Origin of the sequence: Chlorogloea sp. CCALA 695, assembly GCF_003003885.1 — a bacterium.
In the GTDB taxonomy this organism is placed as follows: domain Bacteria; phylum Cyanobacteriota; class Cyanobacteriia; order Cyanobacteriales; family Chroococcidiopsidaceae; genus Aliterella.
In genome coordinates, this window is the sequence record NZ_PVWN01000009.1 from 74,853 (window position 1) to 90,255 (window position 15,403).

The 15,403-nt window shown below is 41.8% G+C and carries 16 protein-coding genes; 14 read left to right on the forward strand and 2 right to left on the reverse strand.

The window, feature by feature from the left end:
* The first annotated feature begins 44 nt into the window (after window positions 1-44).
* The 9 genes from C7B70_RS07220 (at window position 45) to C7B70_RS07260 (ending at window position 7,681) form a co-directional block, all read left to right on the forward strand.
* Window positions 45-245: a hypothetical protein gene (locus C7B70_RS07220; RefSeq protein ID WP_106368439.1), complete on the forward strand. Its 201-nt coding sequence runs from the start codon at window positions 45-47 to the stop codon at window positions 243-245.
* 154 nt (window positions 246-399) lie between these two features.
* Complete coding sequence (locus C7B70_RS07225) at window positions 400-1,623, forward strand: GNAT family N-acetyltransferase (protein ID WP_106368386.1); 1,224 nt, start codon at window positions 400-402, stop codon at window positions 1,621-1,623.
* A gap of 13 nt (window positions 1,624-1,636) precedes the next feature.
* Window positions 1,637-2,098 (forward strand): Holliday junction resolvase RuvX, encoded by a 462-nt coding sequence (gene ruvX / locus C7B70_RS07230; RefSeq protein ID WP_106368387.1) that lies wholly within the window; start codon window positions 1,637-1,639, stop codon window positions 2,096-2,098.
* Between the two features lie 116 nt (window positions 2,099-2,214).
* Complete coding sequence (locus tag C7B70_RS07235) at window positions 2,215-2,781, forward strand: DUF3727 domain-containing protein (protein WP_106368388.1); 567 nt, start codon at window positions 2,215-2,217, stop codon at window positions 2,779-2,781.
* A 40-nt stretch (window positions 2,782-2,821) separates the two neighbouring features.
* Window positions 2,822-3,868 (forward strand): endolytic transglycosylase MltG, encoded by a 1,047-nt coding sequence (mltG, locus tag C7B70_RS07240; protein ID WP_106368389.1) that lies wholly within the window; start codon window positions 2,822-2,824, stop codon window positions 3,866-3,868.
* A 19-nt stretch (window positions 3,869-3,887) separates the two neighbouring features.
* Window positions 3,888-4,421, forward strand: coding sequence for a YqeG family HAD IIIA-type phosphatase (locus C7B70_RS07245; protein WP_106368390.1), 534 nt, complete (start codon window positions 3,888-3,890; stop codon window positions 4,419-4,421).
* A 187-nt stretch (window positions 4,422-4,608) separates the two neighbouring features.
* Entirely contained in the window at window positions 4,609-5,712 is a 1,104-nt protein-coding gene (gene proB, locus C7B70_RS07250) for a glutamate 5-kinase (RefSeq protein WP_106368391.1), read from the forward strand.
* Between the two features lie 39 nt (window positions 5,713-5,751).
* The gene (thrB, locus tag C7B70_RS07255) at window positions 5,752-6,657 is read left to right on the forward strand and encodes a homoserine kinase (protein WP_199192109.1); all 906 of its coding nucleotides are present in this window, start codon (window positions 5,752-5,754) and stop codon (window positions 6,655-6,657) included.
* 220 nt (window positions 6,658-6,877) lie between these two features.
* Entirely contained in the window at window positions 6,878-7,681 is an 804-nt protein-coding gene (locus C7B70_RS07260) for a dienelactone hydrolase family protein (protein ID WP_106368393.1), read from the forward strand.
* Window positions 7,682-7,731: 50 nt separating this feature from the next.
* On the opposite strand, the gene C7B70_RS07265 is transcribed toward C7B70_RS07260, so the two are convergent.
* Both C7B70_RS07265 and C7B70_RS07270 read right to left on the reverse strand, forming a co-directional pair.
* Window positions 7,732-7,893 (reverse strand): YqaE/Pmp3 family membrane protein, encoded by a 162-nt coding sequence (locus tag C7B70_RS07265; protein WP_106368394.1) that lies wholly within the window; start codon window positions 7,891-7,893, stop codon window positions 7,732-7,734.
* A gap of 117 nt (window positions 7,894-8,010) precedes the next feature.
* Window positions 8,011-8,370 (reverse strand): translation initiation factor, encoded by a 360-nt coding sequence (locus tag C7B70_RS07270; RefSeq protein WP_106368440.1) that lies wholly within the window; start codon window positions 8,368-8,370, stop codon window positions 8,011-8,013.
* Window positions 8,371-8,525: 155 nt separating this feature from the next.
* Between C7B70_RS07270 and C7B70_RS07275 the strand changes: the two genes are divergently transcribed.
* The 5 genes from C7B70_RS07275 to C7B70_RS07295 all read left to right on the forward strand — a co-directional run bounded on the left by C7B70_RS07275 (window position 8,526) and on the right by C7B70_RS07295 (window position 15,386).
* Window positions 8,526-9,038: a CAP domain-containing protein gene (locus tag C7B70_RS07275; protein ID WP_106368395.1), complete on the forward strand. Its 513-nt coding sequence runs from the start codon at window positions 8,526-8,528 to the stop codon at window positions 9,036-9,038.
* A gap of 4 nt (window positions 9,039-9,042) precedes the next feature.
* Complete coding sequence (locus C7B70_RS07280; protein ID WP_106368441.1) at window positions 9,043-9,672, forward strand: ribonuclease H-like domain-containing protein; 630 nt, start codon at window positions 9,043-9,045, stop codon at window positions 9,670-9,672.
* A 159-nt stretch (window positions 9,673-9,831) separates the two neighbouring features.
* Window positions 9,832-10,263, forward strand: a complete 432-nt coding sequence (locus C7B70_RS07285; protein WP_106368396.1) for a hypothetical protein — start codon at window positions 9,832-9,834, stop codon at window positions 10,261-10,263.
* Window positions 10,264-10,810: 547 nt separating this feature from the next.
* Window positions 10,811-13,900: a hypothetical protein gene (locus C7B70_RS07290; RefSeq protein WP_106368397.1), complete on the forward strand. Its 3,090-nt coding sequence runs from the start codon at window positions 10,811-10,813 to the stop codon at window positions 13,898-13,900.
* A gap of 145 nt (window positions 13,901-14,045) precedes the next feature.
* Window positions 14,046-15,386 (forward strand): 16S rRNA (cytosine(967)-C(5))-methyltransferase, encoded by a 1,341-nt coding sequence (locus tag C7B70_RS07295; RefSeq protein ID WP_106368398.1) that lies wholly within the window; start codon window positions 14,046-14,048, stop codon window positions 15,384-15,386.
* Window positions 15,387-15,403: the final 17 nt, after the last annotated feature.

A 15,403-nucleotide genomic window follows, 5' to 3' on the forward strand; every position in this document is an offset into this window, starting at 1 on the left:
CTGGTAAAAAATTAACCATTTTGAGGAGAACATCGCTCGTGGCAATTCAACACCAAACACTACCATCTAACGATTTAACTCGTGAAGATTTCAGCGAATATGTTGCTCATCTGCAATTGCATATGGCTTTGCAAGCGCGAAACCTAGTCCCCACCTTCAACAAAACTGCGGGAGATAGCCGCGAACAATTGCTACATCAAACCCAAGCAAATTTTGAAAAATTAGTGTCCCGTCAAGCACGTTAAGTAATGTATTTAGACCTGGCAACTCCTGTCAGTTCCTTTTGTCAGGTCTAATCTTAAAATCGCTCTTTAGATTAGCGGCATAAATACAGAAAGTCGTTAAAATATGGGTGCAGCATATTAACTAACTTTAGGCTGGATTGCAACCAGACGAATCATGACTTCCGTACTTCCTCAAAATCTAAACGTTGTTATTCGCACGGTTCAACGCCGGGATATAGAAGGAATTGAGCGTCTCTGTACCGAATCCTTCGTTTCAGATAAGCCAATAGCAGCTACACAGAATCAATTAAAATTACTGCGTCGCTGGTACGGCTTGCTAAAGTTTTTAAATTTGTTTCCCAACCCCCTGCAATACCACTTTTGTATTTATGTCGCCGAGCAAGCCAAGCGCGTCCAAGGGACAATTCAAATTTCGCCTTGCAACCGCACTCGCAGCACTTGGCGGGTAGAAAGATTATTAGTAGATGCTCAATCGGGCGCTCAAGGTGTTGGTTCAGCGCTACTACGCCACTGTTTTGAAATGGTGGGCGAAGCTAGAACTTGGTTATTGGAAGTTGATATTAATGATAAAGATTCCTTAGCTGTTTATCGTCAAAATGGCTTTCAAACTTTAGCTCAACAAACTTACTGGGAAATTACCCCTAGTTTGTTGCAAGAATTGGCGTTGCGCGAACCCGATTTGCCGAATCTTTTGCCTGTAAGCAATGCCGATGCTCAATTACTATATCAACTAGATACCGCCTCAATGCCGCCTTTGGTGCGTCAAGTATTTGACCGTAATGCGGACGACTTTAAAACTAGCTTGCTAGGTGGCATTGTTCAAGCCTACCAACAGTGGTTAAATAAGCTTGAAGTAGTTAGTGGCTACGTTTTTGAACCCCAACGCAAAGCCGCCATTGGCTACTTTCAAATTCGGATGTGTCGCCAAGGTACGCAGCCTCACGTAGCTACTCTCACTGTTCATCCCGCCTATACTTGGCTGTACCCAGAGTTATTGTCGCAACTTGCTCGAATTGCTCAAGATTTGCCACCTCAATCTTTGCAATTAGCCTCGGCGGACTACCAACAAGAAAGAGAAGATTATTTAGAGCAAATTGGCGCGAAAAGAGTAGAACATACTTTGATGATGTCGCGCTCGGTATACCACAAGCTGCGCGAGTCTAAATTTGCCTCTTTAGAGGGATTGCAATGGTCAGAAATGTTGCAAGGATTTCAACCAGCCCGTAAACCAGTAGCCGGGGGAATGTCTTGGATTGGACAATCCAAACAGCAATTGTCGCCAATAGAAGTAACTAGCGAAGCTGCTAACTTAACATCCGAATCTAGCAGTTACTCGAATATAGAATCGTTGCCACCGTCAGAATTAGGCAACCAGTAACCACTTTATACCCATGTTACCGAGGATTTCTGCCCTGGGCTTAGATATTGGCAAAAAGCGCATTGGCGTAGCTGGTTGCGACGGTACGGGCTTAATTGCTACAGGCTTAACTACTATTGAGCGGCAAACTTTTACTCTAGATGTAGCTCAGTTTCAAAAACTGGTGCAAGAGCGCAATGCTCAAATTTTGGTAGTTGGTTTACCTTATACAATGAAGGGTGAACTAGGTTATCAGGCTAAACAAGTACAAAAACTAGCATCAAAACTTGCCCAGGTTTTAAACCTGCCAATGGAATACATAGATGAGCGCCTGACTTCGGTGGAAGCCGAGCAATTAATTAATTTAGAAAAAAAATCTACCCAGTTTATCGCCAAAGGGCTAATTGATCGCAAAGCTGCCGCAATTATCTTACAACGCTGGCTAGACTTAAGACGCAGTAGTAAACCTTTACAGGTGGAGACTCCCCTTAGTTAACTTAATTGCCGTTAAGTTCGCATCCCGTGATATCCTGAAAGCTGACAAATAGTACCTAAGAAACGCGCAAGTAATTTAGGTACTGTTAATAACAAATTGACAGTCCCCCATCGTCTATGTTTCCATCCTCTGAAGAAAACGATCCAGCCCCAACAGCTTCCATCACCCTTACTGATGAAACTGGGCGAAGTCTTCCCTGTTATATCGAGCGATCGCTATTTGTTGGGGATATAGAATATGTATTGCTACTCCCGGAAGACTCAGCCATCGAAATTTTTGCTTGGCAGGGTGAAGGAGATGAGGAAGAAGCCGTACCAATCGAAGATGACGAAACTATTGACCAAATCTTTGCTACCGCCGAAGCTGTACTAGCTGAACAAAACTTGATCCTCCGGCGCACGGCTTTCGCGCTTACTGTCGCTGGCGAACTTCCCCCAGTGGAAGATGCGGAGCTATTTACGTTAGAAAGTGAAGAAGAAGGCTCAGAATTAGAACCTGAACAGTTGCAATTGCTATCAAACTTTTATCATCAAGAGCAAGAATACTCAATTTATACCCCTCTTGACCCCTTACTTTTCTTCGCCAAAATGACCCCCACCGGAAAGCCAGAGCTACTTTCTCAAGAAGAATTTAATAAAATTCAGCCGCTACTAGAGGAGCAGCTATTTGACGAGATGGATTAATCGAGCTTGCAAATGTCGTTACTTAGGCAGTTAAATAAAAATGAAAGTAATGCAAAAAGCTTTCAAGTGGTTCATAGTGTTACTCGTCCCAGCCTTGGGAATCGGTACTTGGCTGGGGTGGAATTGGTGGAATGGGGCAATTTCCCCTACCAAACATGATCAAGTAACTTCTATTCAAGTTAAACCAGGAACTGCGGCGCAACAAATTGGTCAACAGTTGCAAGAAGCGGGAATAATTCGTTCTAGCCAAGCTTGGAGTTTGTGGGCGCGGTATTTGCAAAAACAAGAACCGAATGGAGGCTTTAAAGCTGGGAATTATGTCATAGTTCCCAATCAGTCTTTACCCGTTGTTGCCGCGCAAATCTGGAGGGGTGAAGTTGTGGAACTAAGTTTTACAATTCCTGAAGGTTGGTCTTTGCAGCAAATGGGAGCATACTTTGAAAAACAAGGCTTTTTTTCTGCTCAAGAGTTTTTGAGTGAAACAAGAAAAATTCCTAAAAGCGAATACCCCTGGCTACCTGCTAACTTGCCTCACTTGGAAGGGTTTTTGTATCCCGATACTTACAAATTAAATGGCGATAGCGTTACTCCCGATATTGTTGTTAGGCAGATGCTCAACCAATTTCAAGTTGTAGCTTTGCCAGTTTACGAACAAGGTAAAAGTAAAACAAATTTAAACTTATTAGAGTGGGTAACTTTGGGAAGTATTGTCGAAAAAGAATCTGTAATTCCCCAGGAGCGATCGCGCATTGCGGGAGTATTTGCCTCTAGGTTGCGTAAAGGTATGCTATTGCAAACCGATCCGACGGTAGAATACGCGCTTAATATTCGCCAAACTAAAGAAAAACCATTGACTTTTGCTCAAATCAAAGTAGCAAGTCCTTACAATACCTACGTTAATCCCGGATTACCGCCTACCCCTATAGCAAGTCCTGGTATTGCTAGTTTGAAAGCCGCACTTAACCCCGATAAGACTCCTTATCTTTACTTTGTTGCCCGTTACGATGGTACTCATGTATTTAGCAGAACTTTGAGCGAACATACCGCCGCGCAAGTAGCTATTCGCAGACAAGTTTCAGCCCAATAAACTCTATTTAAAACCAACTATGGCATGGAACGAATACTTACAGCCAGACTTGAATCTGCAAAGCTCGATTTTAAGTTTGACTCCCGATATCATCAAGCAACATCAACTGAAAGGGTTGGTTTTAGATGTAGATGAAACTCTTGTCCCCACAAAAACAACCTCCGCCTCCCCAGAATTAAGAGAGTGGGTAAAAAGTATTAGCGACACAACTAAGCTGTGGCTAGTAAGTAACAACCTTAGCGATGTGCGGATTGGTGGCATTGCCCGTTCTTTGGATCTGCCTTATATTTTAGGTGCGGTCAAGCCTTCGGTGCGTAAGTTGCGACAAGCGGTGACGGCAATGGATTTACCTGTAGCCCAAATTGCTATGGTAGGCGATCGCCTATTTACCGACGTTATCGCCGGGAATCGGTTGGGAATGTTCACAATTTTAGTCGATCCTATGCTTGATCCGGGCGAGGCGGTGCGCTCTTATCCCGTGCGTAATTTTGAAGTATTAGTGTCTAAATTTTTGGGCGCGACCATTGTAGCGAAACAAAAAGCAACAAAATAGGATAGAAATTAGCAAATCTAAAGAAAATATTACAAGTATCTCATTTTCGAGAAATATCTGTAATGATAGATACAGTTGAAATAGAGTCAGCCTTATAAAGACTCTAACCATAAATAATACTAAATATCTTCGTAAAGCGTCAGCCTCACTATAGAGGAACTGGCGCTTTACAATTTTTCTATAGAAAATGTCTCAAACCATAGTTATAAAAATTGGCACTTCTAGCCTGACTCAACCGCAAACTGGACAGCTTGCTCTATCTACAATCGCCACATTGGTAGAAGTTTTAAGTCAGTTGCGGCAACAAGGTCATAGAGTAATTTTGGTATCTTCAGGAGCCGTGGGGGTGGGCTGTGCGCGGTTAGGATTAACGGAAAGACCAAAAGAAGTTGCCCTTAAGCAAGCGGTAGCCGCCGTAGGTCAAGGACGATTGATGCGCGTGTACGACGATTTATTTAACACCCTCGGTCAGCCCATTGCTCAAGTGCTTTTAACTCGCGGCGACTTAGTAGCACGAAGTCGTTATATGAATATCTACCGTACCTTTGCAGAGTTACTCAAATTAGGTGTAATTCCGGTAGTTAATGAAAATGACACCGTAGCAATAGAGGAATTGAAGTTTGGCGATAATGATACATTGTCTGCTCTAGTTGCAAGTTTAGTGGAAGCAGACTGGCTATTTTTGTTAACCGATGTCGATCGCCTTTATTCTGCCGATCCGCGCTCTTTTCCTGACGCTCAACCAATTTCTTTAGTTAAAAACATCAACGAATTAGCTGAGCAAGTACAAAAGAGCGATCGCCCATCAAAATGGGGTACGGGGGGAATGACCACAAAAATTGCCGCCGCCCGGATTGCTACCACAGCCGGGGTGCGGACAGTAATTACTCAAGGCAATCCGCACAACATTCAAAGAATTTTGTTGGGAGAAGCTTTAGGGACAGAGTTTGAACCCCAAAAAGAACCTAATAAGGCGCGTAAACGTTGGATTGCTTACGGTTTAGTACCAATGGGAAAATTAACCTTAGATCCAGGCGCAGTTAAAGCCATTGCTCAAGAAAGAAAGTCTTTACTGGCGGCGGGAATTACTGCTATTGCTGGAGAATTTGAAAGTCAAGAAGCGGTAGAATTGTGTGATCTAAATGGTTTAGCGATCGCACGAGGAATTGTTAATTACAACCGCAGCGAACTGCAACAGATTTTAGGGAGACATTCAAGCGAAATATCGACAATTTTAGGCTATGCGGCGGCGGAAACTGTGGTTCACCGCGATAACTTGGTGCTAACTTAAGATGGCTAAAGAGAGCTAACAAAATTAGGAATTATTCAAATGACGGCTATTAATATTACTGTTCCCGCCACTACTGCAAACTTAGGGGCGGGTTTTGATTGTATCGGCGCTGCTTTAACTCTGTACAACCAATTCAAATTTACTCCTATTGATTCGGGCTTTAGCATCTCTGTTAGTGGTTTAGAAGCGCAAAAAGTCAGCACTGATGACAGCAATCTAGCCTATCAATCTTTTGTCAAATTTTATCAACATAGAGGCGAAAAGACTCCCCCCGTAAATATTGAAATTAAGCTAGATGTACCTCTGGCGAGGGGTTTGGGTAGTTCGGCAACGGCAATTGTCGGGGGGTTAATGGGGGCAAATCACTTAGCGGGGTTGCCTTTGAGTCAAGAAGAAATTATCGAGATGGCGATCGCTATTGAAGGTCATCCAGATAATGTAGTTCCCGCCTTACTAGGTGGCTGTCGGTTAGCAGCTAGTGGAGATAATTGGGCAATTTGCGATGTACCTTGGCATGAATCTATTATTCCTGTAGTTGCTATCCCAGATTTTGAGCTTTCCACCGCAGAAGCACGGCGAGTTTTACCAACTCAAGTTAGCCGCGCTGATGCGATTTTTAATACGGCGCATTTGGGTTTATTAATTCGCGCTTTGCAAACTGGGCGCGCTGATTGGCTCAAGGTGGCATTGCAAGACAGGTTACATCAACCTTATCGTCAAGGATTGATTCATGGCTTTGAAGCAGTACAAACCGCCGCTCTAGAGGCGGGTGCGTTGGGTTTGGTCATTAGTGGTGCAGGCCCCACTCTACTCGCTTTGGTGGATAAAATTCAGGCGGCGAATGTAGAAAGGGCGATCTCCTTGGCTTGGCAATCTGCGGGGGTAACGGTGGATGTGCGATCGCTCAATCTCGATTCTCAAGGCGCTAGGGCTGATGTTATCTAAGTTTCAATTTAAAGACAGCAGCTAATTAACGGCTGTCCTTAACTCTACATTTAGTTACAAAAATCACCCCTTATCATTAACCAAGTATTTGTACTTATGACTTAAATAAGTCCGCCTACAGCGGACTTTAGTATTTGTAGCCCTACTTAGGCAAGATGTTTAAGTTTAATTAATCGCGCTAAGATAATTTTCCAGTTATCTACTTTTCTTTTTCGATCAAATGAAAGTTTTATCTTCTTTAGCGATCGCATCCATTGTAACTATGGTCTGTTCAACCTCAGCTTTTGCCAAAGTGCAAACCCAAGTTGTTGAATACAAGCACGGAAACACCGTACTACAAGGCTATTTAGCCTACGATGACGCAATCAAAGGGCAACGTCCGGGAGTGATGGTTGTGCATGAATGGACGGGCTTAGGCTCTTATGTTAAGAAGCGCTCTGAGCAATTAGCAAGCCTTGGCTACGTTGCTTTTGCTGTTGATATGTATGGTAAAGGTATTAGACCAACTAATCCCAAGGATGCTGCTACCCAAGCTACTATATACAAGTCTAACCGCCAATTGATGCGCGATCGCGCGGCGGCAGGATTGAAAGTATTACAAGACAACAAACTTACCGACAAAAACCGCATTGCTGCTATTGGTTACTGTTTTGGTGGCACTACAGTTTTAGAAGTCGCGCGAAGCGGTGCAAATGTTGCAGGTGTAGTTAGCTTTCATGGCAACTTAGACACGCCCAACCTCAAAGATGCTACAAAGATCAAAAGTAAAGTTTTAGTTTTACACGGTGCGGACGATCCTTTAGTGCCTAAAGCTCAAGTTGATACTTTTGAAAACGAGATGCGTCAAGCAAAAGTAGATTGGCAATTAACAAAGTATGGAGGAACAGTACATAGTTTTACTAATCCTGAAGCTGGTAACGATGTCTCAAAAGGTGTAGCTTACAACGCTACCGCCGATAGACGCTCTTTTGCAGATATGCAGCAGTTTTTTGCAGAACTGTTTGCAGTTAAGAAACCTAAGTAAATAATATTAAGGGCGATCGCTTACATTTAAAATAGCGATCGCTTTATCCTTTACTTTTTGGACAAAATTATCCACACCGCATGAATAATTCCAGGTATATAGCCAAAAAGTGTCAAAACAATATTTATCCAAAAATCCTTTCCTATCCCTACTTGTAGGAAAACACCTAGAGGAGGTAAGAAAATTGCAGCTATTAAGCGAATAATATCCATAGTAGTCTCCTTTGTAGCCTACCATGCCATCAGGCGATCGCAGCTACTATATTACTTTTTCAATATGTCACAAATTGGCAAAGGCGACATCTTTATGGAGATAGATTGAATAAGCTTTCAACCGCCACTAATTTTAGCCTTATAACCCAACTGCGTCAAAATCTGTAAAAGCTTTTGGGTATGTTCTCCCTGAATTTCAATTTCATTTTCTTTGACTGTTCCCCCCGTGCCGCACTGGCTTTTCAGCTTTTTCACAAGTTCAACCAAAGTTTCATTTTTAGCTTTAAAACCAGTAATTACAGTAACAGTTTTGCCTTTACGTCCTTTGCGGGAAGCTTGGATTCTGACATCTTGCTCTGAAGCGGGTAAATCGGGAACACCTCTTGCTAAAGCTGGATTATTATCGCCAAACTCTTGATAAACAAAACGGGTTTGACTAGATTTAGTCGAGTCAGAATTGCGATTAGGTGATGCCATAAAAATAATTAAGCCGATTAGCCTATCTATCCTAACTTGTGCAAGCTCCATTGCCGCCAGAATGCCACAGCAGCGCTACCATTTATAATTAAAACTATACCCAAACTTCTAATACTTATTTTTACTGTTGCTCAAGGTTCCGAAACTAATTAATAATGCGAAAACTTTTGCCAGGAATGTTATTTACTGTACTTACTCTCTCTAGCTGCGATATTCCTTTAAATGCAGACATTGGCTTACCACCACCGGAAACTATCGCCGCTTCTCCAGTAAAACCCCCTTCAGCTATGGAAAAATCTATTCATCAACAAATTAATCAATATCGTCAGTCGCGTAAATTGCCGCCTTTAACTCTTGATTCTCGCATTAGCGCCCAAGCAAAAATTCATAGTCAAAATATGGCAAGTGGTAAAGTACCTTTTAGCCATGATGGATTTGAGCAACGCGTCTCTATTATCCGTCGCCAAATTCCCTACCAAGCGGTGGCGGAAAATGTTGCTTTCAACCAAGGTTATTCTAACCCCGCCGAGCAAGCTGTTGAGGGTTGGATTAAAAGTGATGGTCATAGAGTCAATATTGAAGGTCAATATAACTTAACGGGTATCGGCATTGTCAAAAATGCCAAGAATGAATACTATTTTACTCAGCTATTTATTAACCGCCGCTAATATAATGCAACTACCAGATTTTCAAGTATGCGATCGCGATCTTAGCGACAACACACTATCGCAGTATTTAACCTCTGAAGCTGTTGCCATAGATACCGAAACTATGGGATTATTGCCCACGCGCGATCGCCTATGTTTAGTACAAATATGCGATGCTCAAGGTATAGTAACGGTAGTCCGCATTGCCAAAAATCAAGCCGATGCCCCCAATTTAAAACAATTATTAGAAAATATTAATGTTGTTAAAGTCTTTCATTTTGCCCGGTTTGATTTAGCAACTTTACGCCAATATTTGCATATTCTAGTAACGCCTGTATTTTGTACAAAAATTGCTAGTAAATTAGCTAGAACTTACACTAATCGACACGGCTTGAAAGATTTAATTCAAGAATTAGAAAACGTAGAATTAGATAAAAGCGCTCAAAGTTCTGATTGGGGAAATGCAGCAAACTTATCAGATAAGCAATTAAATTATGCGTCTAATGATGTGCGTTATCTCCTAAGTGCTAGACAAAAATTAATCGCCATGCTAGAACGCGAAGAAAGATTAGAGCTTGCCAATAAATGCTTTGAAGCTCTGCCAACTATGGTGAGTTTAGACTTATTACAATTCAAAGACTTATTTGAGCATTAATAAATTACTAACAATAAAATTTGTTAATTTAAACTAATTATATATCGTTAGACTGATGCGAAGAATAGCCGAACATTAAAGAATATGAGGCAATGATTGCAGCGTTTAATCTGCGATCAAACTTGTTCAATCGATTAAAGCATGGTAGGAGTATTTAATATGAAGCGTGTAACTTCTTGGCTGCAAAGCATTAAAATAAAGCAGATTATAACAGTGTTTCTGGTAGGGTTAACTTTTTTAGTTGGTAGTGCCTTTGACATTCACGGCAATCAACTACAAGCTCAAGCAGAAGCCATAACACCCGAAGCAACTCAGTACAAAGTAGAGGGTAGAAGTGAGGGAGAAGTTAAAGTAGATAGAATCAAAGATAACGCCGAAAAATCTGCAAAACTGCTCCAAGACGAAGGACTAAACATTAAAAATAGAGCCGCCGAAGGTAAAGGCAAAAATATATTTGAAAATATAAAAGAGAAACTCAATCTTGACGAACCAATCGATCCAGGCACAAAAAAAGCTGGAGAGCAATTGATAGAAGCAGCAGAAGATGTAGTTAAAGCTCCTCAAAAAGCCTTAAATGATATTAGCAAGTAAGCTAAAATAGAATTTTTAAAAGCAATCCCTCCTAAACTTAGAAGGGATTGTTTTATGGAATCTCTTAGACTTATTAAATTATCGAAATCAGTTTTTTATCCCACTTAATGGAAATTGAAGCTATAAAGCTTGCTAAAAGTCTCAAACGTCAATAGGTAAATACACTTTTAAGTGCAAAAGCGGTGGTTGTACTTACTTTCAAAACAAACTTGCTCAAATTAAGCTTACAACGCTGAGTTTCTAGGAAAATTTAGCGATCGCCTCTGTTGCTTGCTTGCTTGCTTCAGACAATTGCCTTCCTAAATTATAACCTATCAAACATTTTTTGATTTACAAAATTATATAAACAAACTTCCTTTGTTCCGACTTTAGAGGGAGTTAGGGTAATGAGCCAGCGATACATATAGGAGATGGAGCTACAAATAAGTAGCCAAACAGTAGTTAGCAATTGACGTTTATAAAACTATTTTATAAATGCCGAACGCGTAGTACGCAAATCGTTGTGTAAAAAGAACTAATTACTTTAAGTTAGCAAAGAAGGAAAGATATGGATTTGAGTACAATTACTCCGTTATATAGCCAATACTTGGGAGTAACGAAAGTTGTGGAAACCCAAGTAAGCGCTATACCCCAGACTGTAGCTTTATTTTCAGCACCGCAATTTTTAGTAGCATTGATTGCGGGTGTCTTGATGGCTTTTGCTTTTCAATTACTATTAACAAACTTCTCCGTTGCCTTCGGTATTTCGGCTTTGGGAGGTTCGTCTAATTCTGATGAATCGGAAAGTTTAGGCAGCACTATTCGCAAAATAGAAACGGCGGTTGGTCTTTGGACTTTAATCACCGTTAGTATTGCTTTATTTATCGCTTGTTTTTTAGCAGTAAAACTGAGCTTAGTTAGTAGTGCAGTTTTAGGCGCAATTACAGCTATTGTTATTTGGTCTACTTACTTTTCGTTGCTAGTTTGGGTAGGTTCAACTACCGTAGGTTCGTTAATTGGATCAGTTGTAACTACTGCTACATCAGGCTTTCAAGGATTGATGGGAACTGCCGCTACCGCTATGGGTGCAAGCGCCGCTTCATCGCAATTAGTTTCAACAGCCGAATCTATTACCGCCGCAGTGCGCCGCGAATTGACTTCGGGAATTGACCCCAATAGTATCCGCGATACTTTGCAAAGTTCTTTAAGCAATCTGCAATTACCTAAGCTAGATGTAGAGGAAATTCGCAGCCAGTTTGAGAAAATACTTAGCACCTCAGATTTGCAAAGCCTAGCAGGAAATGAAGGCTTAAATATTGATCGTCAAACGCTAGTAGATTTAGTTAGCAGTCGTACCGACTTTTCTAAGCAAGATATTAGTAAAGTTGTCGATCAACTAGAAGGTGCTTGGAAAAATGTAGTTGGTCAGCCACAACAAGATCCGCAAACCCAGATTCAGAAATTTTTACAGTCTGCGACTCCCGAAGAATTGACTTCCTCTGATTTAGCCGCACAACTCCAAAAGTTGGTTACAGGCGCTCAAAGTAACGGACAAAAAAGCGGCGGAATGATGAGCCAAGCCTTGCAACTAGGAGCAAGTTCATTGCTGGGAACAGTTCTAAAAAGAACAGATTTGTCCGATTTGGATATAGAAAAAATTTCCGGTCAATTAAAGCAGTTGACAGGTAAAGCAACGGAACAAGTTAGTAAAGTTGGTACTGCGGTAGCTGAAAAAGCACCTAAACTAGGTTTCAACACTATCAAAGCCGATGTAGATCATTACTTGCAAGATTCTTATGCTTGGCATTTAAACCGCGAGACAATTAAAAGTGAGTTTAAAGATGTCATCTACGACCCAGAAGCCGACCCAGCAACCGTTAAAAGACATTTAGAGCAAATAGATAAAGAGTATTTTACTCAACAATTAACCTCTCGTGGCGACTTGTTACCAGCCAAAATTACCGAAGTCGCCGAACAACTAGAGAGTATTCGCACTGAAGTTTTAGGTAGTTTGCAAGATGCACCCCAGGGAGAAACAAAAGATATCCGCGCTTCGGTGGAAGAATATCTGAGTAAGACAGGCAAAGAAGAACTAAATCCTGAAGGAATTAAACAAAACTTCCAGAAATTATTAGAAGACCCACAAGCAGGATTTGAGGCGCTGCGCGATCGCCTGAGTCAATTTGACCGCGATACCTTTGTCCAACTCCTCAGCCAGCGTCAAGACATCAGCAGCGAGGAAGCACAGGGGATAGTTAGCCAGTTAGAAACCTCCCGCGATGGTGTTGTTAATAAAGCTAAAGAAGTTCAAGAACAAGCTAAAGCTAAAGCTACTGAGGTACGGACTAAAGTTGAAGAATATCTCCGCAATACTAATAAGGAAGAATTAAACCCTGAAGGTATTAGGCGCGATTTTCAAACCCTTTTTGCCGATCCACAAGCTGGACTTAGCGTACTTGGGGAAAGATTGAGCCAGTTTGACCGCGATACATTGGTACAACTGCTCAGTCAGCGTCAAGATTTGAGCGAGGAGCAAATTAACCAAACCCTCGATCAAATAGAATCAGTACGCAGTAACATTTTACAAGCGCCGCAGAAACTAGCCGGAATTGCTCAAGAACAATACGAGCAAACTACAACAAAAATTGCTGAATACCTCCGCAATACCAACTTAGAAGAACTCGATCCTGAAGGAATCAAGCGCGATTTAACTAAATTGCTCGAAGATCCAAAACAAGGTGCTTCCGCATTGCGGGAAAGATTGTCGCAAGTAGATCGGGAAACCTTAGTAAAACTCCTCAGCCAACGCCAAGACTTGAGCGAGGAGCAAGTTAACAAAACAATTGACCAATTGCAATCGGGAATTAGCAGCATTGTTAAAGCACCCCGTCGGTTAGCAACTCGCGCTACACAGCAAGTTGTTGATTTTGAAGCTAATCTCGAAAGCTATTTGCGAAATACTAATAAAGACGAACTAAACCCAGACGACATTAAACGCGATTTGCAACTACTACTCAACGATCCGCGCTCTGGTTTGGGAAGCATAGGCGATCGCTTATCTAAGTTTGATCGTTCTACTCTAGTATCGCTATTATCCCAACGGGAAGATATTAGCGAAGAAGAAGCAAACCGGATCGCCGACCAAGTAGAATCAGTCCGCAACTCAATTGTGGAACAAGCGCAAAAAATCCAGCAAACTGTCACCTCAGCCGTTGAGGGAGTATTGGGTAATGTCCGTAATTACCTAAATGGTTTAGAACGTCCTGAGTTAAATTACGAGGGTTTGCAGCAAGACTTCAGCAAGGTATTTGACGATCCCCAAGCCGGATTTAGCGCCTTGCGCGAAAGATTGTCGCAATTTGACCGCGAAACCTTAGTAGCTGTCCTTAGTTCCCGCGAAGACATTTCCGAAGCCGATGCTAACCGGATTATTGCTCAAATTGAAGGAACTAGAGACAAAGTATTGCAACAAGGTGAGCGCATTCAAAAAGAAACCCAAAGACGCTTAGATGCAATCAAACAGCAAGCGCTTAAGCAAGCAGACGAAACTAAAAAAGCCGCCTCTGGTGCAGCTTGGTGGTTATTTAGTACAGCACTGACATCATTGGTTGTAAGTGCGATCGCCGGAATCTTAGCCGTAAGAAATCTAGTTGGCTAAAACCTCTATGATTTAAAAACTTTAAAGCCTCCCTAACCGGAGGCTTTTTTTATAGTTCAAAACCGAGTAATGAGTAATAAGTGATAAGTAATTAAGCAGCTTCCAATTACCAATTCCCAATTACCAATTCCCAATTCCCAAAACTATGGAAGATTCTCGCCAAGATGCTCTAATTGCTCTAAGTGCCGTTCACAAAGGAGCCTATGCTGATGTCGCTTTAGAGCGAGTATTAAGTAAAAATGACCTAGATCCAAGAAGTCGCGGTTTAGTAACCGAGCTTGTTTACGGTAGCGTTCGGAGAATGCGATCGCTTGATACTCTAATTGACCAATTAGCTAGTAAAAAAGCCGATAAACAACCCCCACTTTTGCGGTCAATTCTGCATTTAGGCTTGTATCAACTGCGATACTTAAGCCATATCCCTCCATCGGCGGCGGTTAATACTACTGTCGAACTTGCTAAAAAAAACGGACTGTCAGGACTTACAGGATTTGTAAATGGTGTGTTGCGCCAATATCTCCGCATCGTTGATACCGGAATCGATCCGCTTAAGTTACCAGAAAACCCCGTTGAAAACTTAGGCATTCTGCACAGTTACCCAGATTGGATAATTGAAGTTTGGTTAGAACAATTTGGCTTTACAGCTACAGAACAACTTTGCCAGTGGCTAAACCAACCACCTAAGCTCGATTTACGAGTAAATCCGCTCCTTAGTTCAATTGAAAAGGTCGAAACCGCCTTACAATTGGCGAGTATAGATGTAAGTCGCGTCCCTTATTTGCCTCAAGCTTTAAGGATAAATGGGAGTACAGGAGCAATTCAAAACTTACCGGGTTTTAACGATGGCTGGTGGACGGTGCAAGACAGTAGCGCTCAATTGGTTAGCCATTTACTTGCTCCTCAAGCTGGAGAATTTATCATCGATGCGTGTGCAGCACCGGGGGGAAAAACTACCCATATTGCCGAATTAATGGGAGACAAAGGGACAATTTGGGCGTGCGACCGCACTTCTTCTAGGTTGCGTAAACTCCAACAAAATACTAAACGCTTGCAACTAAAATCAATTCAAATTCAAGTAGGAGATAGTCGCCATTTTGAGCAGTTTATAGATAAATGCGATCGCCTGTTACTTGACGTTCCTTGCTCTGGTTTGGGAACATTAAACCGTCATGCTGATGCGCGTTGGCGACAAACTCTCGCAACTATCCAAGAACTTTCATTACTACAAACAGAGTTAATTTCTCAAGGGGCGTTATTTGTCAAACCGGGCGGCGTAATGGTTTATTCTACCTGCACTTTGCACCCCCAAGAAAATGAAAGCATAGTTGAGAATTTTTTAGAGCGAAATCCCCATTGGCAAATTGAACCACCAGAAACCGATTCGCCTTGTTTTCCCTTTGCAAAATCCCCTAGTTGGATTAAAGTTTTACCATATCAAGATTTGATGGACGGCTTTTTTATGGTGCGACTAAAAAAAAGCCTGTAAATTCCTACAACTATCAG

Coding starts and splice junctions, on each gene's coding strand:
- C7B70_RS07245 (WP_106368390.1), top strand. CDS start 3,888: ATGGCATGGAACGAATACTTACAGCCAGACTTGAATCTGCAAAGCTCG.
- thrB (WP_199192109.1), top strand. CDS start 5,752: ATGACGGCTATTAATATTACTGTTCCCGCCACTACTGCAAACTTAGGG.
- C7B70_RS07290 (WP_106368397.1), top strand. CDS start 10,811: ATGGATTTGAGTACAATTACTCCGTTATATAGCCAATACTTGGGAGTA.
- C7B70_RS07235 (WP_106368388.1), top strand. CDS start 2,215: ATGTTTCCATCCTCTGAAGAAAACGATCCAGCCCCAACAGCTTCCATC.
- C7B70_RS07265 (WP_106368394.1), bottom strand. CDS start 7,893: ATGGATATTATTCGCTTAATAGCTGCAATTTTCTTACCTCCTCTAGGT.
- C7B70_RS07260 (WP_106368393.1), top strand. CDS start 6,878: ATGAAAGTTTTATCTTCTTTAGCGATCGCATCCATTGTAACTATGGTC.
- C7B70_RS07270 (WP_106368440.1), bottom strand. CDS start 8,370: ATGGCATCACCTAATCGCAATTCTGACTCGACTAAATCTAGTCAAACC.
- mltG (WP_106368389.1), top strand. CDS start 2,822: ATGAAAGTAATGCAAAAAGCTTTCAAGTGGTTCATAGTGTTACTCGTC.
- proB (WP_106368391.1), top strand. CDS start 4,609: ATGTCTCAAACCATAGTTATAAAAATTGGCACTTCTAGCCTGACTCAA.
- C7B70_RS07275 (WP_106368395.1), top strand. CDS start 8,526: ATGCGAAAACTTTTGCCAGGAATGTTATTTACTGTACTTACTCTCTCT.
- C7B70_RS07285 (WP_106368396.1), top strand. CDS start 9,832: ATGAAGCGTGTAACTTCTTGGCTGCAAAGCATTAAAATAAAGCAGATT.
- ruvX (WP_106368387.1), top strand. CDS start 1,637: ATGTTACCGAGGATTTCTGCCCTGGGCTTAGATATTGGCAAAAAGCGC.
- C7B70_RS07280 (WP_106368441.1), top strand. CDS start 9,043: ATGCAACTACCAGATTTTCAAGTATGCGATCGCGATCTTAGCGACAAC.
- C7B70_RS07295 (WP_106368398.1), top strand. CDS start 14,046: ATGGAAGATTCTCGCCAAGATGCTCTAATTGCTCTAAGTGCCGTTCAC.
- C7B70_RS07225 (WP_106368386.1), top strand. CDS start 400: ATGACTTCCGTACTTCCTCAAAATCTAAACGTTGTTATTCGCACGGTT.